20 protein-coding genes are annotated in these 19,326 nt (G+C 52.8%); 10 read left to right on the forward strand and 10 right to left on the reverse strand.

The genetic code is table 11. The features are described from left to right. Position 1: 1 nt before the first annotated feature. The 4 genes from ACP9M6_RS00635 to pheT all read left to right on the forward strand — a co-directional run bounded on the left by ACP9M6_RS00635 (position 2) and on the right by pheT (position 5,187). The gene (locus ACP9M6_RS00635; RefSeq protein WP_427452523.1) at positions 2 to 931 is read left to right on the forward strand and encodes a CheR family methyltransferase; all 930 of its coding nucleotides are present in this window, start codon (positions 2 to 4) and stop codon (positions 929 to 931) included. 75 nt (positions 932 to 1,006) lie between these two features. Further along, a complete protein-coding gene (pheS, locus tag ACP9M6_RS00640) occupies positions 1,007 to 2,074 on the forward strand; it encodes a phenylalanine--tRNA ligase subunit alpha (RefSeq protein ID WP_427452524.1) in 1,068 nt (355 codons plus the stop codon). After that, a complete protein-coding gene (locus tag ACP9M6_RS00645) occupies positions 2,074 to 2,754 on the forward strand; it encodes a hypothetical protein (protein ID WP_427452525.1) in 681 nt (226 codons plus the stop codon). Before pheS ends, ACP9M6_RS00645 begins: the two co-directional genes overlap by 1 nt. A gap of 3 nt (positions 2,755 to 2,757) precedes the next feature. After that, the gene (pheT, locus tag ACP9M6_RS00650) at positions 2,758 to 5,187 is read left to right on the forward strand and encodes a phenylalanine--tRNA ligase subunit beta (RefSeq protein WP_427452526.1); all 2,430 of its coding nucleotides are present in this window, start codon (positions 2,758 to 2,760) and stop codon (positions 5,185 to 5,187) included. 752 nt (positions 5,188 to 5,939) lie between these two features. On the opposite strand, the gene ACP9M6_RS00655 is transcribed toward pheT, so the two are convergent. Continuing rightward, on the reverse strand, positions 5,940 to 6,173 hold the full coding sequence (locus ACP9M6_RS00655; RefSeq protein WP_427452527.1) for a hypothetical protein: 234 nt from the start codon (positions 6,171 to 6,173) through the stop codon (positions 5,940 to 5,942). 136 nt (positions 6,174 to 6,309) lie between these two features. Between ACP9M6_RS00655 and ACP9M6_RS00660 the strand changes: the two genes are divergently transcribed. Then, the gene (locus ACP9M6_RS00660) at positions 6,310 to 7,944 is read left to right on the forward strand and encodes a DUF4166 domain-containing protein (protein ID WP_427452528.1); all 1,635 of its coding nucleotides are present in this window, start codon (positions 6,310 to 6,312) and stop codon (positions 7,942 to 7,944) included. Here ACP9M6_RS00660 and ACP9M6_RS00665 read toward each other — a convergent pair. The 4 genes from ACP9M6_RS00665 to ACP9M6_RS00680 are packed head-to-tail and all read right to left on the reverse strand — an operon-like array spanning position 7,941 to position 11,301. Beyond that, positions 7,941 to 8,579, reverse strand: coding sequence for a DUF1134 domain-containing protein (locus tag ACP9M6_RS00665; protein WP_427452530.1), 639 nt, complete (start codon positions 8,577 to 8,579; stop codon positions 7,941 to 7,943). The two genes, ACP9M6_RS00660 and ACP9M6_RS00665, sit on opposite strands and share 4 nt — an antisense overlap. A gap of 34 nt (positions 8,580 to 8,613) precedes the next feature. Continuing rightward, the gene (locus tag ACP9M6_RS00670; RefSeq protein WP_427452531.1) at positions 8,614 to 9,174 is read right to left on the reverse strand and encodes a hypothetical protein; all 561 of its coding nucleotides are present in this window, start codon (positions 9,172 to 9,174) and stop codon (positions 8,614 to 8,616) included. 16 nt (positions 9,175 to 9,190) lie between these two features. Then, complete coding sequence (locus tag ACP9M6_RS00675; protein ID WP_427452532.1) at positions 9,191 to 10,318, reverse strand: acyltransferase family protein; 1,128 nt, start codon at positions 10,316 to 10,318, stop codon at positions 9,191 to 9,193. Then, positions 10,318 to 11,301 (reverse strand): sterol desaturase family protein, encoded by a 984-nt coding sequence (locus tag ACP9M6_RS00680; RefSeq protein WP_427452533.1) that lies wholly within the window; start codon positions 11,299 to 11,301, stop codon positions 10,318 to 10,320. The genes ACP9M6_RS00675 and ACP9M6_RS00680 overlap by 1 nt, the downstream gene beginning before the upstream one ends. 124 nt (positions 11,302 to 11,425) lie before the next feature. Between ACP9M6_RS00680 and lepA the strand changes: the two genes are divergently transcribed. From lepA to ACP9M6_RS00705, 5 genes are all read left to right on the forward strand, one after another. After that, the gene (lepA, locus tag ACP9M6_RS00685; protein ID WP_427452534.1) at positions 11,426 to 13,240 is read left to right on the forward strand and encodes a translation elongation factor 4; all 1,815 of its coding nucleotides are present in this window, start codon (positions 11,426 to 11,428) and stop codon (positions 13,238 to 13,240) included. 40 nt (positions 13,241 to 13,280) lie between these two features. Then, complete coding sequence (locus ACP9M6_RS00690; RefSeq protein WP_427452535.1) at positions 13,281 to 13,778, forward strand: hypothetical protein; 498 nt, start codon at positions 13,281 to 13,283, stop codon at positions 13,776 to 13,778. 65 nt (positions 13,779 to 13,843) lie between these two features. Then, positions 13,844 to 14,020: a DUF2158 domain-containing protein gene (locus tag ACP9M6_RS00695; RefSeq protein WP_427452536.1), complete on the forward strand. Its 177-nt coding sequence runs from the start codon at positions 13,844 to 13,846 to the stop codon at positions 14,018 to 14,020. An 86-nt stretch (positions 14,021 to 14,106) separates the two neighbouring features. After that, positions 14,107 to 14,955 carry an HAD family hydrolase gene (locus ACP9M6_RS00700; RefSeq protein WP_427452537.1) on the forward strand — a complete coding sequence of 283 codons (849 nt, stop codon included), beginning with the start codon at positions 14,107 to 14,109 and terminating at the stop codon, positions 14,953 to 14,955. A 288-nt stretch (positions 14,956 to 15,243) separates the two neighbouring features. Beyond that, the gene (locus tag ACP9M6_RS00705) at positions 15,244 to 15,576 is read left to right on the forward strand and encodes a hypothetical protein (RefSeq protein ID WP_427452538.1); all 333 of its coding nucleotides are present in this window, start codon (positions 15,244 to 15,246) and stop codon (positions 15,574 to 15,576) included. 4 nt (positions 15,577 to 15,580) lie between these two features. Here the strand turns inward: ACP9M6_RS00705 and ACP9M6_RS00710 are convergent, their stop codons facing one another. From ACP9M6_RS00710 to ACP9M6_RS00730, 5 genes are all read right to left on the reverse strand, one after another. Next, positions 15,581 to 15,877: a hypothetical protein gene (locus ACP9M6_RS00710; protein ID WP_427452540.1), complete on the reverse strand. Its 297-nt coding sequence runs from the start codon at positions 15,875 to 15,877 to the stop codon at positions 15,581 to 15,583. Between the two features lie 56 nt (positions 15,878 to 15,933). Then, positions 15,934 to 16,218 carry a hypothetical protein gene (locus ACP9M6_RS00715; RefSeq protein ID WP_427452541.1) on the reverse strand — a complete coding sequence of 95 codons (285 nt, stop codon included), beginning with the start codon at positions 16,216 to 16,218 and terminating at the stop codon, positions 15,934 to 15,936. A gap of 227 nt (positions 16,219 to 16,445) precedes the next feature. Further along, complete coding sequence (locus ACP9M6_RS00720) at positions 16,446 to 17,012, reverse strand: carboxymuconolactone decarboxylase family protein (protein ID WP_427452543.1); 567 nt, start codon at positions 17,010 to 17,012, stop codon at positions 16,446 to 16,448. 125 nt (positions 17,013 to 17,137) lie between these two features. Next, positions 17,138 to 18,292, reverse strand: a complete 1,155-nt coding sequence (locus ACP9M6_RS00725; protein ID WP_427452544.1) for a hypothetical protein — start codon at positions 18,290 to 18,292, stop codon at positions 17,138 to 17,140. Between the two features lie 71 nt (positions 18,293 to 18,363). After that, the gene (locus ACP9M6_RS00730; protein ID WP_427452545.1) at positions 18,364 to 19,149 is read right to left on the reverse strand and encodes an SDR family oxidoreductase; all 786 of its coding nucleotides are present in this window, start codon (positions 19,147 to 19,149) and stop codon (positions 18,364 to 18,366) included. Positions 19,150 to 19,326 lie beyond the last annotated feature (177 nt).

Raw genomic sequence — 19,326 nt, forward strand, 5'->3', positions numbered from 1 at the left:
CTTGGCCGGAGCGCTGACACTCGACGCCTCCTATTACGAGGCCTTAAAACGCCTGACGCTGGAACTGGCGGGGGTGAACCTCGGCACGAACCATGCTTTTCTGGTCGAAACCCGTCTCGCGCGATTGGCGCGGGAAGAGGGTTATGTTTCCTTGGAGGCCATGGTCGACGAGTTGTTCAAAACGGGGAAAACGCGCCTCGCCGTGCAGATCGTTTCCGCCCTGACGGAACGCGATACGCATTTTTTCAAAGACCGAACGGCCTTCCATAACCTACGTAAACATGTCTTGCCTGACCTGCATCACAAACGCGGCGGTGGACGGATCAGGCTACTGTCTTTCGGCTGCGCCAGTGGGCAGGAAACTTACGGCATGGCCATGACGGTCGCGAAAATGCGCGACGAATTGGACGGATTAAAAGTCGATATTGTCGGTGTGGATTATCCCAGCCAAGCGTTGGAACGCGCCCGCGCCGGACGTTATACCCATTTCGATGTGCAACGCGGATTACCGATTCAGGACCTGGTTGATTTTTTTGACCCGGACGGCGCGGATTGGGTTGTGAAATCCGAAATCCGCGAGGCCGTGGAATTTCGCGATATTCACCTCCTGTCGAAACTCGACACGCTGGAGGATTTCCATGCCGTGATGTTCTGCGGCAGCCTGCCCCATTATTCCGCCCCGGCCCGTGTAAGAGTTTTGCGGGGTCTGTCGGGATTGGTGCGGGAACATGGCTATCTTATCCTCGGTGAAGGCGAGAATTTGGCGCAGATGAATTACGGCTTTGACCGCGTGCTGGACGGCCCCGGCCTCTACCAAAAACGTGAGGTAATTATCGAGCCGGAAATTGATCCGGATGCAAAAGTCCCAACAGATAAGACGACTTTCGAAAAATCGCCCCGCCGGAAACGCAAACTTGCAGGGTCGCGTTAGAGATAGGGCCTGTTGACGAGACGATTGGGCGGCGTAAAAGACCTTCCAAACTCTAGACCCGCGAAAGCCTGCTCCATGTCTGATTTAGACGCCGTCAAAACCCGTATTCTTGCCGAAATCGAAGGCGCGAGCGACCTTGCTGCGCTGGACGATATTCGCGTCGCCGCCCTCGGCAAAAAAGGCGAAGTGAGCCTGATGATGCGCGGCCTTGGCAAAATGAGCCCCGACGAGAAGAAAGTCATGGGTCCGGCGCTGAACGGGTTAAAAAACGACCTGAACGCGGCTGTCGAAACACGCAAAGCGACGCTCGAAAATGAAGCGCTCGACGCCGCGCTCGCCAGCGAGACCATGGACATGTCCCTGCCCGTCGGCACGGCGTCCGGCACGCTCCACCCCGTGCAGCAAGTCATGGAAGAAATGGCCGTGATCTTCTCCGATATGGGATTTTCCGTCGCCGAAGGTCCGGATATCGAGGATGACTTTCACAATTTCACGGCGTTGAACTTCCCGCCCGGACATCCCGCCCGCGACATGCACGATACGTTCTTCATGGTGCCGGACGAAGACGGTGAAAAGAAAGTGCTACGCACGCATACCTCCCCCGTTCAAATCCGCACGATGATCAAAGAAAAACCGCCCATCCGCATCATCGCGCCGGGACGCACCTATCGCTGTGATAGCGACCAAACCCACACACCAATGTTCCATCAGGTCGAAGGCCTTGTCATTGATAAGGGCATTCATATGGGTCACCTGAAAGGTGTCCTGATGGATTTCGTCAGTGCCTTTTTCGAAACTGATGTCGACGTGCAATTCCGCCCGCATCACTTCCCGTTCACGGAGCCGTCCGCCGAGATGGACGTGCGCTATGAACGCGACGGCGCGGCGATTAAAATTGGCCAGGGCGAGAGCTGGATGGAGATTCTCGGCTGCGGCATGGTGCATCCCAATGTCCTTCGCGCCTGCGGTCTTGACCCCGAGGAATATCAGGGCTTCGCCTTCGGCATGGGCGTCGACCGCCTCGCCATGCTGAAATACGGCATGCCGGACCTGCGCGACATGTTCGCGGCGGATACGCGGTGGCTGGGCCATTATGGGTTCGATCCGCTGGTGCAGGCGAATTTGGCGACTGGGTTGAGTTGATGACTATCCCAACTGGTTCTACAGGCGATGGCAGCACTAAACCCGCCGCGGCGCTCCTAAAACGCATCGACATTGGCCTGACGACGGGTGTTGTCGCTGTCCTCGTCGCGTTCCTGTCCCTCCTCGTCGCGCGGTCGCAAACGCAGATGGCGTTGGAGGCGCAGAAGGCGTCCGTCCTGCCGATCATCGATATTGATCTTGGTTATGAAAATATCGCGGACCGCAGTGAGGCCATGTTCGCCGTGCGCCTGAACAATGTCGGGGCCGGCATTGCGCATATCCAGAAAGTCGCGCCGCTGCAGAATGGCGAGCCCGTCACGGATGTCGACACATTCGACCTCGCCGTGATGAACGGACGGATGCGCAGCAATGCCGGATATCCCATCACCGCCCCTGCCGCGGGGTTCCTACGCGCGGGCGATACGGTGACACCGCGGGCTTACCGCATGGGCGCAGCGGGATCGGAACTCGGCGCGTATTTGCGCGGACAATTCGGGCCGCCGATGGACGGCGTGGACGTTGAAGTCTGCTATTGTTCTGTGTTCGAGGATTGCTGGACCGTGCGCTATCTCGACCGCAAATTACCGGAACCCGTCAAAACCTGCGGCATCGAAGACGCGCCCGTCGACCTGTTCCAGACTTATATCGATCAAACCGCCGCCAAACGGTTGGGAAATTAAATCATGAAATTCACACTGTCCTGGCTGAAACGCCACCTGAAAACAGACGCCACGATTGAGCAGGTCGCCGAAGCGATGACGCTGGCCGGATTGGAAGTCGAAGAGATCATCGACCCCGCCAAGTCGCTCTCCACCTTCACCATCGCCCATGTGAAATCCGCCGAGAAACATCCCGATGCGGACAAGTTGCAAGTCTGCCAAGTCGAGACTGTGGACGGAATGAAACAGATCGTCTGCGGCGCACCGAATGCGCGGGCGGGCATCGCCGTGGCCTATGCGCCGCTGGGCGCGTTTATTCCGGGATTGGATTTCAGCCTAGACAAGAAGCCTCGCAAAATTCGCGGTGTGGAAAGCTCCGGTATGATGTGCTCGACCAAAGAGTTGGAACTTGGCGAAGACCATGATGGCATCTTGGAACTGGATCCGAAGGACCATGCGGTCGGCACGCCGATTGTCGATGCGCTGGAGATGAATGATCCCGTCATTGATTTTGAAGTCACACCGAACCGCCCCGATTGGTTGGGCGTCAATTCGATTGCCCGCGACCTCGCCGCTGTTGGATTGGGCGAATTAATTACGCCTGAAATTGAGAAGATCAAAGGCGAGTTCCCTTGCGAGCAGGAGATCGTGATTGAAGACACCGATGGCTGCCCCGCTTTTGTGGGTCGCGTCATTCGCGGCGTCAAAAATGGCCCGTCCCCGCAATGGTTGCAGGACCAGTTGAAAGCGATTGGCTTGCGCCCAATTTCAGCCCTCGTCGATATAACGAATTACGTCACCTATGACCGCGCCCGCCCGCTGCATTTCTATGATCTGGATAAGGTGAGTGGAGCCATCACCGTGCGTAAGGGGGATAAATCGTTGATGCTGCCAAAAGCAAAAATGCCATGGCCAGCTGAGTGGTTTGATGCACTAGACGACAATCAATATGGTGCGTTGGAGTCAGATATAGTTATCGCCGATGCGTCCGGCATTCTCGGCCTCGGCGGAATTGTCGGCGGCGAGAGCACGGGTGTGGATGAGGATACGCATAATATCCTCATCGAGTCCGCCTATTTCGACCCGCTCACCATTCGCCGTTCGGCCAAACGGCTCGGCGTAAATTCCGATGCAAAATATCGGTTTGAGCGCGGTGTGGATACAGGCGGTCTGGTTGACGGCGCGGAACTCGCGACGCAGATGGTTCTGGATATTTGCGGCGGTGAGGCATCCAAGATTAAAATTGCGGGTGAAATTCCGCCTGCACCGCCTGCTATCGAATTTGATCCGGCGCAAGTCGCCCGTCTAACGAGTTTAGACCTACATGACGATCAAATGCTGATGATCCTGACTGATCTCGGCTTCTCAGTAAAACAAGGCGATCACTGGTGGGTCGATGTCCCCTCTTTCCGCCGTGACGCGAGTGAGGGTGCAGACCTTGTCGAAGAAATCGCCCGCATTCACGGTTTCCACAATCTGGAAGCCGTCAGCCTGCCGCCCCTGCCCGGACGTCGCGAACCGACGGCAACATTGACACAGAACCGAACGCGCTTGGCACGACGGGCGCTTGCGCTGCGTGGACTGTCTGAGGCGGTGACGTGGTCCTTCGTGCTTGACGAACATGCGAAATCCTTTGACGGTGGACAGCCGGAATTGGCGTTGGATAATCCGATTTCAAATGATCTGAACTGGATGCGGCCGACGGCGTTGATCCACATGCTGCTCGCCGGACAGCGCAGCGCGGATCGCGGTTATCCCGGTGCGGCCCTGTTCGAACTCGGCCCTGTTTTCCAAGGCACAGCGCCCGATGCGCAATCGCTGCAACTCGCAGGAATGCGGCGTGTGGAGAGTGTGCGGGATTGGGCGGGAGCTGTTGAGGTTACGGCCCTGACCGCTAAAGAAGATGTCCTTACGGCGCTCCAAGCCATGGGCGCGGCGACGGATAATCTGATGACGATGGAGGCCGTCGGTTCGTATTGGCATCCGGGTCGGTCGGCCAGCCTGCGCTTGGGTCCGAAAAATGTCCTCGCCAATTTCGGGGAATTGCATCCCCGCGTATTGAAATCACTGGGGATTGAAGGCCGCGTCGTCGCCTTTGAAATCGCGCCGGACAGCATTCCTGCACCGCGCAAGAAAGCCGCGACGAAGGCGAAAGCTGCCCTCGCACTCTCCGACTTCATGCCGGTCCATCGCGACTTCGCCTTTATCGTGGATGAGTCTGTGCCAGCCGGAAATATTATCAAGGCGGCAAAAGGCGCTGATAAACAATTAATTTCCGATGTGACTCTGTTTGACGTCTATCGCGGAAAAGGCGTCGATGACGGCCAGAAAAGCCTGGCTATCGACGTGACCCTTTCGCCAACGCAGGACACGCTCACTGACGCCGATATTGAGGCGGTGAGTGGGAAAATTATCGAGAAGGTGATGAAGGCCGGCGGGCGTTTGCGGGGATAGATTGGATCTCGACTCCTGCGTAAATTGTTCCCGAGTTTAACCCGTGATCCATGCGCATTAGGTTTATGGAATAACCTACGGTTAGTCGGGTATGCCGATAGGTCGGCATACCCGACTAACCGCCGATGAACTCGCAGTCTTTATTGCATGGGTCGCGGGCGGTTGTTTGCTTGCAATAACATGGCTCGGCAAACAATTAGCGAGAGATTTGTTCGTTTTCTAAATTATTTCGGGAAACATCCACATGGGCTTTTGTCTTAGGTCGGCGGCTTAAGGATTAAACTTACGGTGAGTGGTTGAACTTACGGGTTACGTGCCATCTCTCGACAGCCCATGTGGAATGTATCGGCTCTGCTTTTAACCACCTGCCGAACACGCTTCGTCCCGTCGTCAGAGGGAGGTTCAGGTCTCTGGCGGACCACCGGAAAACCCGATGTCATCACCCATCCCCGCCGCGACCGAACCGGTCTGCAGTCCGGCCGTCCCGTGGTGGGAATGAGTTTAAGATAGGAGTGGAAGGGAGAGGTGGGGATGAAGTTTATGAATTAAATATCAATCCCCATCTTCCGTCTCACCCCAGCGCAGACTGGGGTCCAAAGCGTCAATGGCAAAATTTCACGTAAATTATTGAAATTCAGTTCAATTCTGTCTTCCAGCTTACGCTGGAATGACCGAAAGTTGAAAAGGGATTAAATTATATACCCACGCCTTCACAAATTGAATAAACGGGGATTAAATTTTCGTGGCACGATTTAAACCGTATTCCCAGCCGGATCATCAAACTCGCTGATGATCTCATCTTTGTCGCGGTGTATATTTTTACCGCCAATTTTTTCCTGTGTTTTATAGACGGGTTGGACAGTACTCCCTTTTTTGAGCGTCCCACTGGCTTGGTCCACCGCCTCTTTGCCGATGTCCTCATCCGCCTTGCGGGCCGCCTTTGCGCCTGCAATAGCTTTGCCTTTTAATGTTTGTTCGCTTTCCATTTTTCCTCCATTCACAGTCATAACGCATCAACCAACCCCTGCGTTCCTGCAGGACCGAATTGCAAAACAGTCTCTGTGCTTTCTACGTCTGGGGCGATAGGAAAAGATGTCACGGTAAGCCCAGAAAGGCGGGTGCATGAAGGTTCTGATTATCGGCGGCTATGGCACATTCGGTCTGCGCATGGCGCGACGCCTGTCGGATGAACCGGGATTGGAAATCGTTCTGGCCGGGCGGTCTTTGGCAAAGGCGAAAGCCGCCTGTGCCTTGCTCTCTGGTGCGGCCATTTTTACGCCATTGCGATTAGATAGAAACGTCATGAATCTGGATTTTACACCCGATCTGATTGTAGATGCGTCAGGTCCGTTCCAAGCCTATGGCCGTCAAACCGTTGTCGAATATTGTTTAGAGCATCGTATAGATTATGCCGATATTTCCGATGACGGAGCCTTTGTGGCGGCCATATTGATGCGCGAGATGGACGCGGAAAAGGCAGGCATTTCCCTCATCTCCGGCCTGTCCACCTGCCCCGTTTTGAGCGCGATTGGCTTGCGGGAGATCGAAGCCCGGATTGGCCCCGCGACAGATGTCACGATCGGTGTCGCACCCTCGCCCAAAGCGGAACTTGGCCGGAATGTTGTCGGTGCCGTCGCCAGCTATGCCGGACGGAAGACCGTCCCCGTATTTCGCGACGGCAAAGCCATAACCGTTGCAGGCTTAACAGAAACGCGGCGAGAAACAGTTTGCGTGCCCGGCGATATCCCCTTGCCACGTCTGCCGTTTTCTCTTGCTGATGCTCCGGATGCGCAGAGCTTGCCGCAGGATTTTTTTACATTGAAGAATATATGGACGGGCGCAGGCACACGGCCCGTTTGGCTTCATAAGATTCTTGTCGGGATGAGCCATCTGGTGAGTTGGAAGCTCTGCCCGCCGCTGACGCCTTTCGCAGGATTATTTTATCGCGTTCGGGGGCTGTTTCCCTTTGGCACCCATCGCGGCGGGTTGTTTGTTCGCGCGTCTAACGCGACGGACTCTGCGAGTTGGCATATTGTGGCAGAGGGCGATGATGGACCGAATATTCCCACCCTCCCCGTCGTTGCGCTCATCCGCAAAAAACTGCGCGGCGAGATCATTCCGGCAGGTGCCTATAGCGGGGACGAAATCATTCAATTATCCGACCTTCAACCGGAATTTGATGCACTCGCCATTCGCTACGGGCTGCAATATGACGGCGCAAATCTGCCTATCTATCAAAAGGTCATGGGCGATAGTTATGCCCGCCTTCATTCCTCTATTCAAAGCTTACACCATACTGGCGAAGGTCGCATCTTTCAGGGGCGTTGCGAGATTACGCGCGGGAAGAATCCACTCTCCCATATCGTCGCCGCAATCTTCCGCTTTCCGAAAGCGGGCAAGGATATCCGCGTCGACCTGACCATTACGCCCGATTCAAAAGGCGAGTTTTGGGAGCGGCTCTTTGACGGTAAACGCATGGCCAGTCATCATGCGATGGGGCGTGGACGATGGGCGCGACACGTAACGGAACGGTTCGGGCCCTTCGCCATTCACATGGCCATTCTGGAGGAAGGCGGAAATTTGCGGATTGAGACGCGGGGCTGGTCGGCTTTCGGTATGCCCTTGCCGAAATTTTTGCGCCCGGGCGGAGAGGTCTATGAGACCGAACGCGACGGACGATTTATCTTTCACGTCGATCTACGCGCCCCGCTCTTCGGACGGCTGTGCAAATATGAGGGCTGGCTGGAGCCCGTTTAAATCGGCAGGATGCCGCGTTTTTTCGTGTAGCTGGAATAGCCGACATTCGCGCCGAGACGCAGGCCCGCACCCGCGCGAACCGGCGCGAGTGTAATGCCGTTAGCACGTTGATAATGTACCGCCATACCGGCAATGAAAAAGGCTGAGCCGTCCACACCCGGGAAGCGACGATAGATATCCTCCGGATCATCAAGATCATAAACGAGTGTGAACACACGGCTGACTTCCGCGCCCGCATCAATCCCGACTGTTGGCCCCTGCCAATAGACTTTCTGCGTGCGCCCATCCTTCATCCAGAGTGTGCCCTTACCGTATTTCGCGCCAAAGATCAGCGCGCCGCCGCCCTCTTCGCCTGTGATATAGCCGACGGGGCGGCCCTGTTTCTTGAACAGATCCTCAATCGCAGAAGCCGCGCTCTCCGCCGTCACGCCGAGATGGTCGGAAATCGCGCTGGCGAGTTCCTTGTCGCTATAGCTTTCCTTCGGGGCCTGCGCCGTTTCGCCCTGCGGATAGCCGTTGGGATTGTTCTTCGGTGTCGTGGAGCATCCGCCCAATGCGAGCGCTGCGCCGCAAATCGCTAAAATGGCGAGCGTCATCCAATTGAGTTTCGGGAGAGATTTTGCGGTATCAAACATGACTGACATGTCGTCCATCATGGTTAAGACCGCGTTAATATGACACGTCCGCCGCCTTACCTTTGCGTAAGAAAAACGCCACACATCCCGCGATTGCAAAGCCCAGTGAAATGGGGAGGCAGGGCAGGAAAAACGCCATTTTCGCCGCAGTGAAAACGCCCGCGAAACTGCCTATCATTTCCGATCCCGTGGAGAGCAGTAACGCCAGAAAGCCGTCCTCCAGAATATCGAAAAAGAGATAGCCCATTGGTAGGAGAAGCAGCCATCGCCAGTGCGTCTTTAACCATCCCAAATGGCGGAGGCCGAACGCGATCAACGCTTCAAAAACGAAGGTCTGCAAGACCATATAGATGAGATCAAAACCCAGCTCGGTATATTTCAACCGCCGCCCCGCCACATCCAGACTCTCAATCGCGGCGACGGCTTCGGCGCCCGTGTAAAAGCCTCGCCCCTGCAGAAACTCATACCCCTCCAGCCGCACCAATTGCCCAAAATATCCAGGCCCGATAAACCACGTCGTATAGAGGGCGAACACGAGCAGCAGCACGACGAGACGCCAGCCGGAAAAGCGGTGATAATCATGGGGCTTGCTCATACCATTACCGGACGATTCAGGATTGAACTGGTATATTTCTGTACATGATTCTTTTCATTAGAGCGCGGTAGCGCGGTAAAGGCCGTTCGAAAAAGGCCGCAAAAGTGTAGCAGATGAAAATTGTTCCGATGAGCAGGCACACATGATTTAAAATCGGCCATTCTGTTTTTGGAAGTGTCGCACCAAGCCACTGCAAGACGGGATAGTGGACGAGATAAAGAGAAAAGCTCCCCCCCGCCAGCCATTTGACGGATTTGCTTGCGACTGTAAAATCAGGTTTTTGAGCGAATAATAACCCCGCCCCCATGAGATGAATTGTGAACAATCCTCCCAAGAGTGCATTCCAAAGAAATTCATCCGAAAAACCGAGAGCTAGATAATTATCATGACCCAATAAAATATATGTCAGCCCTCTCAAAGTCTCGGGTAAGTTCTGGAGCTGGAATGTAACATAAAGCCCTATCGGAACAAAAATCATCAGCATGAGTAGAGCGGGTGACACATCTTTATGCCGCATATTTTGAAAAGCGAAATATAGACCGACACCCATAAACCAAGCCGGTGCCAATAATAAAATTTTAAAACCGAAAATGAAGACGCAAAACAATAAAGCCAGAAGCCGCGCGGCTTTTCTAAGATAGAGAACGATACCAAAAATCAGGTAATACGCAGCCTCATAACTGAGTGACCAATATGGCCCGTTACTGCCAAGGCGAATATTCTGCCCGCCCCAATGATTTGAAAATGTTAGACCCCGGACCCAATAGGTCCATCCTTCAGTTGGATTGTAAAAGGGCGAGTCCAAATAGAAATCCGGGTTAATATTGACGCCCAAACCATCAAGAATAAGCGTGATCGCGAGGGCCGGAATCGCAACCGACCACAACCGCGTTAAACGTGAAAATGCAAATCTTTTGGCCGTGCGGTCCTTACATGTGGCGGCATATGTTATGACAAAGCCGGATAGGACGAAAAACAGGACAACCGCGTCACTTCCCAAATTCCAATCCCGGATGAAACCATAAGTTCCACCCGTGAAGCGCGTGTAAGCCCAGTGTGAGAGCAGGACGACAAGCGCCGCCCCAAAACGAAGAACATCGAGATACCATGACAGCGACGCGTTGATGACAGGACGCTCCGACATTATTTAACTTTTATCTCAATAGATTTTTCAGACCGGTTAAATTGGTCCGCCGCCTCTTGAAATGGATTTATAAGAGCCGCTAGCGCTGTTGGATAAGGTTGTTCGATCCGGGCTCCATCAGGCGTCGACAGGCCGAACGCCATAAATTCCTTATCTTCCGGCACGTAAAGTGTATCAAACATCCAATCCCATACCGCAAATATTTCCCCATAGTTTTTGTGCCAGTGCTTATGGGCGAGGCTGTGATGAACTTGGTGCTGTGCGGGAGATATAAAAATCCGCGACCAGAACGGACCGTAGGATATCCAGATATGACTATGACGGAAATTTGCACCGACCATGTTGAACAGCATAAAGAAAACCGTCACCCCCCCTATCGTGGCGAGGGAAAGTTGACCGAAAAGAAGGGCCAAAATCAATCCTTGTACAAGACCGGTCACGACCGCTTTTACCATCGCGCTGATGAGATCATATATGGGGTGTTTTCGGTAAACGGTTAACGGAGTCATGACCTCGGCGCTGTGATGGACGGCGTGAAACGGCCAGATCACTTTGACCTCGTGATGCACACGATGAATCCAATAGGTACAAAAATCTGCAACAATTGTGAAAACAAGCGCGAGCAGGACTGTGTCTAAAACAGTCAAGTCGGAACCGGTGTCTGACCAACCCAGATTTTGCGTGATGAGATAGACAACCAGAATTTTTATAAAAGTGGCGTTTAGAAGGCCCGTCAAAGCTAGCGCCCGTCCAATCACAAAGAGCTTTAGGTCCGTCACTGTTGAGGCATGTGTGTAGATTTTGCGCGGGATGAGCCAGCCGAAAAACGGCTGGTCAATTTTCTGCCTGCGATAAATAAAAGCCGCAATTGGCAACATCGCCAGACAATATAGCGGGTTGAGTCGCGAGGAGAGACCGAAAGCGGAATTATATATGTCTTGCAATATTTGCGCGGTCACATCCAAACCCGCTTCCTCCCTCATGTTGCGGAAAACGCCGCATTCTCTCTCTTTAATAGGTGCGATAGGTTGAAATCCCGTAAAATTGCGACCCCCTGCGGCAGTACCCCACGCTTGCTTATCCGCCCGCCCGCGCTACATAGCGTCCATGACCGAGAATACCGACCAAAGCCTTATCCGCAACTTCTCCATCGTGGCCCATATTGACCACGGAAAGTCGACCCTGGCCGACCGCCTGATCTCCTATACCGGGGGATTGTCGGACCGTGAAATGTCAGAGCAAGTGCTCGACAATATGGATATTGAGAAGGAACGCGGCATCACAATCAAGGCGCAGACCGTGCGCCTGGAATATCCGGCCAAGGACGGCAAAACCTATATCATGAACCTTATGGATACGCCGGGTCATGTGGATTTCGCCTATGAGGTCTCGCGCTCGCTGTCGGCCTGTGAGGGCTCGATCCTCGTCGTGGATGCGTCGCAGGGTGTGGAGGCGCAGACCCTCGCCAATGTTTATCAGGCGATTGAACATGACCACGAGATCGTCACGGTCCTGAACAAGATTGACCTGCCCGCCGCCGAACCCGACCGCGTCAAGCAACAGATTGAGGACGTCATCGGATTGGACACGTCGGACGCCGTCGAATGTTCCGCCAAATCCGGCATCGGGATCGAGGATGTGCTGGAAGCCATCGCGCTCCGCCTGCCCCCGCCCGAAACGAAGGACCCGAAAGCGCCGCTCAAAGCCATGCTCGTCGATGCGTGGTATGACACCTATATGGGCGTCGTCGTGCTGTTCCGCGTGATCGAGGGCACAATTTCCAAGGGCATGCGCATCCGCACGATGAATACGGGCGCGAGCTATACGGTGGACAAGGTCGGGACCTTCCTGCCGACGGCGACCGATGTCAAATCGCTCGGCCCAGGCGAGGTCGGGTTCTTTACCGGCTCCATCAAGGAAGTCGCCGACGCCGCCGTGGGTGATACGATTACCGAGGATAAGCGCCCGACAGAAACGGCGCTGGACGGATTTAAACCCGCGCAACCCGTCGTATTCTGCGGTATCTTCCCCGTGGACGCCGCCGATTTTGAAGACTTGCGCGCGGCCATGGGTCGTCTGCGCCTGAATGATGCGTCATTTAGTTATGAGATGGAAACATCTGCCGCGCTCGGCTTTGGTTTCCGCTGTGGATTCCTCGGCCTGCTCCATCTGGAAATTATTCAGGAACGGTTGGAGCGGGAATTTGATCTCGACCTGATTACGACCGCGCCCTCGGTCGTCTATACGCTCGCCATGCGGGACGGCACAGAGATGCAACTCCACAATCCCGCCGACATGCCGGACGTGATGAAGATCGACCATATTCAGGAACCCTGGATCAAGGCGACGATCATGACGCCGGATGATTATCTCGGCGGGATTCTGAAACTCTGTCAGGACCGTCGCGGGGTGCAGACGGGGCTCTCCTACATCAATGGCCGCGCCATGGTGGAATATGAATTGCCCCTAAATGAGGTCGTGTTCGATTTCTATGACCGGTTGAAATCCGTCTCCAAAGGATATGCCAGTTTCGATTATCAGGCGATTGGCTTGAAGGAAGGTGATCTCGTGAAGATGTCCATCCTCGTCAATGGCGACCCCGTCGATGCGCTCTCCATGCTCGTCCATCGCAATAATGCGGAAAGCCGCGGGCGGCAGATGTGCGAGCGGCTCAAAGACCTCATCCCGCGCCACCTGTTCAAAATCCCGGTCCAAGCAGCCATAGGCGGCAAAGTCATCGCCCGCGAAACCATTGCCGCCATGCGCAAAGACGTGACGGCCAAATGCTATGGCGGCGACGCCAGCCGGAAGCGGAAATTGCTGGATAAGCAGAAAAAGGGCAAGAAACGGATGCGGCAGTTTGGCCGCGTGGAGATTCCGCAAGAAGCGTTTATTGCGGCGCTTAAAATGGACGATAATTAATCGCCCCTTCGGGCCGCTCAATTATCTAGGGAATACTCTCTTGACAATAATTTCTAAGTTTCACCTCCTTACCATTTTCACGCTTTTGGCTTTAGTATTATCTAGCTGCGCAAATAATGAAGATATTCCGTCCAAGCAGACTGTCCATGATTGGTCTGAAACAACGCTCAAAGGCATGACGGCTAATCAATCAACAGATTTCGAAACGTTTATCGAATCAGTTTTAATGACGGACACAACTGATATTCCGAAAACCTTTGAAGCTTTGGACTTCACAATCGTTATTAAAACGGGAACAATTTCATCTTTCGCAGAACATTGCGGTTTGGATTACGATAAAAACAACTTTGACCCGATGATGTATTGGCAGAGACAGCATCTTCCTGAGTCAGAACATTCAGGAGAAAAGATTTCTATGATCGGATTTTTCCATGGCTATGGTATGGGCAAAGTCGATAACTGGCTCAAAGAAAATGAAGTTGATTGCAGCGCAATGAGAGCCTCCCTCAAAGGCCAACTTTTCAAGGACAAATTCTGAAGGCCTCACTACCAAAATATTTTTGCGAAGAATTAAATTCTTCTAACTCAACCCGAAAGCCCATCATGTCAGACTTCAAAACCGGCGACGTCGTCCGCCTAAAATCCGCCAGCCCCAAAATGACCATTAAAGGCCCTGACGGAGACGCCTGGGCCGTCCAATGGATCGACCGCAACGGCAAACTCCAAAGCGACAGCTTCCACGCCGATATGTTGGATTTGTTTGTTGGGCGGGGTGGTTAACATTGCGAGTCTCAAAGCTTGGATGGCGCGATGGTAAAACCTTGAATTACAATCTTTAACTCCCATATATCTATTGGGAGGCTCAGATGGCAGCAAGACTAATTCCAGCCGCAATTCTTTATGATTTTGACGGCACACTCAGTCCTATAAATATGCAGGAACATGAGTTCATTCCACAATTGGGATTCTCATCTTCAGATGCTTTTTGGGTAGAAGTCAAAGCGCTTGCTAGAGAACAAGATTGTTGTGAAATCTTAGCTTATATGCACACCATGTTGAGAGAAGCTCAGCATAAGAAAATCCCTGTTAGTAAGGATTTTATCAAAAATTACGGCAAAGGATTGAAGCTGTTCCCTGGTGTTGAAGAATGGTTTGATCGACAGAACAAATTCGCGAAAAGTTTGGGTGTCCGCTTAGAACATTATGTTATTTCTTCCGGTGTAAAGCCTCTTATTGAAGGCACATCAATCGCAAAAGAATTTAAAAGAATATATGCTTGTGATTTCATATATGATGCTGATGGCAAGCCAATAGCTCCTGGCGTTGCCGTAGATTACACTTCTAAAACCCAATATATTTTCCGCATTAATAAAGGCACTCTTGATCAATGGGATAACCGAATGATCAACGAATATGTTGAAATGAAAGAACGTCCAACTCCTATTGAGAATATGATATTCATTGGAGATGGATCGACTGATATCCCTGCCATGAAAATGACAAATCATTACGGTGGAATGTCAATCGCAGTGTATAATTCAAAAAAACGTGGGAAAAAGGATTATGCTAAACAACTTGTCTTGGATGGACGAGCTAATTGTGCGGTGTCAGCCGATTACAGCGATGAAAAAGATCTGGACAAAATCGTAAGGTTGCGGTTGGAAGAAGTTGCAGCATCATCGAGACGCAAACGCTTAACCGAAAAACTCCAATAGATATTTTTGATAGTGCAAAATTTCCTGTATTTTTGGGGCCCACTTTATTAAATTCTAAAACTTGGCGACCTACTCTATTTCGTAATTTACTCCCTCAAGCGGAGAGCCATACGCAAAGATATCACTGTATCCATCAACGCCTGCGCCGCGCATTCCGAGGATGAGGCGGCGGCGGTTCGGAACCACCCCCTCCGCCGGTAAGCCAAGGCGCTGGCCCTGCCCAATCGCGGGCCGTTGGGATTTGACGCGGCGGCGCAGGCGTCGTTTAAGGATTAAAACCTTATAGATGTGAGTCTCGAGATGTCCCAGACCTATCCCCTCACCGTCACGCGCAATCGCGGCAAATATGGTGTGCTACGCGCGCTCGTCCTCTATGCGCGAACGCCGACCGGGAAAGTGCGTCTGGGCAAGGTGAAACATGGCAGCAGTGTAACCGTCGAGGTTCCACAATCCGCAACACAAATTTACGGCAAAATGGATTGGTGCAAGAGCTACCCAATGGATTTGGTCTTTGTGAATGCGGGCGAGACGGTTTACGCGAACCTGTGGTTCACGATTAATCCGCTACGCATGATCGGCATTCCGACAATGCCCTGCCGCATGGAAATGGTCCCGCGATAGACGCTCAGCCGCCTCCGCCGCCGGAGCTGCGGATGGCGCGGGCTGAACTGTCCTGAATACGTTTGGTGTTTTTCTTGGACGCCTCTGCAATGGCGGTCCATTCCGATTGAGGCAGGCACAATTTTTTATCAAAGCTGCTGCCCGTCATACGCGTATCCCGACAAATGATTTCGTCAGGATCCGCAGATGTCGCCACCGCATTCTCACCCGCTTTCCATTCGGCGGGGACTGTGCCGCACGCTTGTAGGGAAATGGCGGACAGTAGAGTTATCGCGAAGATAGAAACTTTAGAAATAGTCATAATAATTTTATTAATGACAATTTCACCACTTCGTCAACGCGATAACCGGATTGTTCTTAATTCGCGCCTTGCGGACTTCTGATCGCTTGGGCACCGGCACGTTGTGCGGCGGCCGCATTTTCCTGTGCCCGTTGTTCCATCTCGGCCCACTTTTGGCGGGTCATGCAGACTTTCTTGTCAAACTGGGAGCCGGAAACTTTTGTCTTCCGACATAGTTCTTCATCCGGTTTTTGCTCCGCGAGTTCTATAAAGGATTGGTCTCCCTCTTTCCACTCGGGGGGAACTGTACCGCAGGCCGTTAGAAAAACAGGTAATGCGAGCAATGTGATAAATTTTTTCATGTGAGGTCCTTTCGATTTTTGGCTCTTACATCCAACAAAAGAAAAGCAAACATGTCTATATAAAGTTTTGAATATGAGGAAGTCTTCGGCGCAATTTGCAAAATCTGCCGAGAAAGAACGAAGATGATAGAATTTTCATCTCATGTGGGGAAAATTTAGTAACCCCCAGCCCTAACCAAAGCGGATAGAACTGGGAGCTGATATCTAACAGGGCTTGTGATTTGAACTTAGGCTGCGTTCGCTGCAGGACGAGTCCACGCATTTGGGGCAAAGGCCGCGTCGACATCCGTTTCGACAATATGGTTCGTGTAATTGGACAGGACTTTCAGACCTGTGCCAAGGACGACTTCGAGGACGGTTTGCGTCGTATATCCCGCCGTGATGAGGGCTTGGACGTCGCGTTCCAGCGGCCAGCCACGGGTTTCGTTCACTGTGATCGCGAATTGGCGGAGGGCTTCGAGTTTCGCATCCGCAATCGGCGTGTTGTTGCGCAGGGATTCTATCACGTCAGCGGGGACGCCTGAGCCCTGACTGATCGTGGTATGGGCGGCCATGCAATAGTCACAGCCATTGAGGTAATTATTAGTCATCAGGATGATCTGACGCTCCGTCGCGGAGAGGTCCGTCTTGTCGAAAATGTCAGATAGTGTTTGATAACCTTCGAGCAAGGCCGGCGCTTCGGCCATTGCGGCAAAGAGGTTAGGCACAAAGCCCAAGGCGGCTTGCGCGCCTTCGAGGCGAGGCTTCGCATCGGCCGGTGCCGTTTCAATCGTATGTGTTGGGAAATCGGTCATGTTATATCTCTCTTATGCTTTGTAACGGCACATTATGAACCGTTTGGTATATTACTAGATAGGCATATGAAACCATTTGGTCAATTATTAGATCATCACGACTCCGTGATGCCTATGAAGCCCTGTTATTGAGGGGTGTCCGCGCCCGTGAGCCGCGCATTGACGAGGTCCGGTGTCGACAGGTCCACGCCTTCTATGACGGAAGCCGCATAGACATTTTCATTGATCTTATACATCGCCCCCATGAGGTAACTGCGGATGGTCGCCGTGATTTTCGTATTCGGGATGCGGTCGAGATAGACCCAGAGTGTATATTCCAACGCGTAATCGCCCGCATTTGTCATCGCCCATTCAAAGGGCTTGCTTCGGTTGACTTTGATCGCATTATTCGCGTCGCAGGCTTCAAAACTGCGGGTGAACATATCTCCGATGTTTTTCTGAAACGCGGCTAATTCCGCCTCTCGTAGCTCCGGATCCTCACTAAACTCCGGATAACCAATGTTATATTTAAGCGCCTGCCGGATCCCGTCAGAGCTCGCAATCCGGCTGAGATTGTCGATCCGGCCCTGAATGAAGCGCGTATTGCGGAGCAGCGTGCGGTGATTATTGCGCACATCATAGAGCACGACATAGATTAGCGTGACCCGCGCGACGATGAATTCATCCGCATGGCCTTCCAGAATCACGACATCGCCGTCGACAATCATCTCACTATTGAGGATGATGAGACCGCTCACAATATCAGGCGCCCAAATCGCGGATGTAAAGGCGAGAAACGCGATGAAAATACCAAAAATCCCCGTCGTCTCGAGCAGACTATCCGCGCCCCAAACTTTAATCAGCGAATAAATGACCGTTAGGACAATAACGGCAAGCAGAAGGATATTGATGAGACGCGAATTATAAGTCTCGATGTAAAGCGTCTTGTCATCCAAGTTACGCGTCTTGCCAAACCGGCGGCGCGTAAAGGTCCCGCTCAGGCTATAGAGGAAAATCCCCGTATAGATAACCATCAAGCTAATCCCGAGATTGACAAGATAGCCCCCATCATAGTCCACAAAGGACCGACGCAAGGCGAAGTCTATAATTTGGAATCCCAGCACAAGGATATTAAGGCTCTGCGCCAGTTTAACCTTAGTCTTATTATCCTGATTGGGAGCAATCAGTCCGATGATCGGCCGCGAAAGCACCAAGAGTATAATGTTCAGGAAAAACAGAAAACTGAGCAAAGGGCGGTCGCCCGACATCAACTCATTCAACAAGCCGTTTAAAAATTCCAAAATCGGTCCTCCCTGTCACCCTGATAGTCAGAGTAACACGGGAAAACCAGAGAGAAGAAAAAGAGGTACAATCAAGCCTGTTCCGGCGTGGCCGCGCTGCCCGCAAGCAACCCGCCATCCATGACCAGCTCCGCACCGGTCATATAAGCGGCTTCATCTGTCGCCAGTAACAAGGCCATGGCGGCAACTTCTTCGACGGTGCCGAACCGTTTCATCGGCGTGTCCGCGACAAAGTTCGCCATACGCGCCGCGCGGTCAGGACCGTCACCCAACATCGGCTCCCACATCGGGGTGAGGATCGCGGCAGGATGAATAGAGTTACAGCGAATGTTCAACCCTTGCTGCGCACAATAAAGCGCGACTGTTTTTGTGTGGTTCCGTATGGCGGCCTTAGACGCCGCGTAGGCCGCCGCCGTTGGAATACCGACCAGTCCGGAACGGGACGAGATATTGATAATCGACCCCGCTCCCGCCGCGCGCATGGCACGAATAGCATATCGACAGCCAAGAAACGTACCGTCCGTATTGACGCGGTGGACGGCATGCCAATCGTCTAATTCTGCATGTTCTGGGTCATGAGCCATAATCCCGTTTTCAAATCCGGTAATGCCTGCATTATTCACGACGACATCTACCCTCGGATATTCTATAGCCAAGCGGTCCCAGTCAGCCTCTTGAGAGACATCAAGGTGAAAGGGGATACCCCCACAATTTCGGGCCGTTTGACGGACGGCGTCATCATCAATATCAGAGAGGATCACCGTCGCTCCCTCGGCCATAAATTTTTGTGATATGGCGGCACCAATACCGCGGGCCGCCCCTGTGACGAGGCAGAGCTTTTGTTCCAAGCGTTTCATGATTTTTCCAATGCGAAAGCCATAGGCCCGTTAAAGGCGCTACAATTGATTCGAGATATTTAATATGTCGCGAATTAATTGTTCATTGGCTTCCTCCTCTTTGGTATTGCCAATCTAGCGTGCCCTTCAATTACAATGCAAGCCTTTCCTCTGTATACGGAACATCCAACCAACAGC

The sequence above is a fragment of the Litorimonas sp. WD9-15 genome (assembly GCF_050271975.1).
Classification (GTDB): domain Bacteria; phylum Pseudomonadota; class Alphaproteobacteria; order Caulobacterales; family Maricaulaceae; genus Litorimonas.

Bases quoted from the DNA above. Each gene is read 5' to 3' on its own strand.
- pheS (WP_427452524.1), top strand. From the start codon at position 1,007: ATGTCTGATTTAGACGCCGTCAAAACCCGTATTCTTGCCGAAATCGAA.
- ACP9M6_RS00645 (WP_427452525.1), top strand. From the start codon at position 2,074: ATGACTATCCCAACTGGTTCTACAGGCGATGGCAGCACTAAACCCGCC.
- pheT (WP_427452526.1), top strand. From the start codon at position 2,758: ATGAAATTCACACTGTCCTGGCTGAAACGCCACCTGAAAACAGACGCC.
- ACP9M6_RS00655 (WP_427452527.1), bottom strand. From the start codon at position 6,173: ATGGAAAGCGAACAAACATTAAAAGGCAAAGCTATTGCAGGCGCAAAG.
- ACP9M6_RS00660 (WP_427452528.1), top strand. From the start codon at position 6,310: ATGAAGGTTCTGATTATCGGCGGCTATGGCACATTCGGTCTGCGCATG.
- ACP9M6_RS00665 (WP_427452530.1), bottom strand. From the start codon at position 8,579: ATGTTTGATACCGCAAAATCTCTCCCGAAACTCAATTGGATGACGCTC.
- ACP9M6_RS00670 (WP_427452531.1), bottom strand. From the start codon at position 9,174: ATGAGCAAGCCCCATGATTATCACCGCTTTTCCGGCTGGCGTCTCGTC.
- ACP9M6_RS00675 (WP_427452532.1), bottom strand. From the start codon at position 10,318: ATGTCGGAGCGTCCTGTCATCAACGCGTCGCTGTCATGGTATCTCGAT.
- ACP9M6_RS00680 (WP_427452533.1), bottom strand. From the start codon at position 11,301: ATGAGGGAGGAAGCGGGTTTGGATGTGACCGCGCAAATATTGCAAGAC.
- lepA (WP_427452534.1), top strand. From the start codon at position 11,426: ATGACCGAGAATACCGACCAAAGCCTTATCCGCAACTTCTCCATCGTG.
- ACP9M6_RS00695 (WP_427452536.1), top strand. From the start codon at position 13,844: ATGTCAGACTTCAAAACCGGCGACGTCGTCCGCCTAAAATCCGCCAGC.
- ACP9M6_RS00700 (WP_427452537.1), top strand. From the start codon at position 14,107: ATGGCAGCAAGACTAATTCCAGCCGCAATTCTTTATGATTTTGACGGC.
- ACP9M6_RS00710 (WP_427452540.1), bottom strand. From the start codon at position 15,877: ATGACTATTTCTAAAGTTTCTATCTTCGCGATAACTCTACTGTCCGCC.
- ACP9M6_RS00715 (WP_427452541.1), bottom strand. From the start codon at position 16,218: ATGAAAAAATTTATCACATTGCTCGCATTACCTGTTTTTCTAACGGCC.
- ACP9M6_RS00720 (WP_427452543.1), bottom strand. From the start codon at position 17,012: ATGACCGATTTCCCAACACATACGATTGAAACGGCACCGGCCGATGCG.
- ACP9M6_RS00730 (WP_427452545.1), bottom strand. From the start codon at position 19,149: ATGAAACGCTTGGAACAAAAGCTCTGCCTCGTCACAGGGGCGGCCCGC.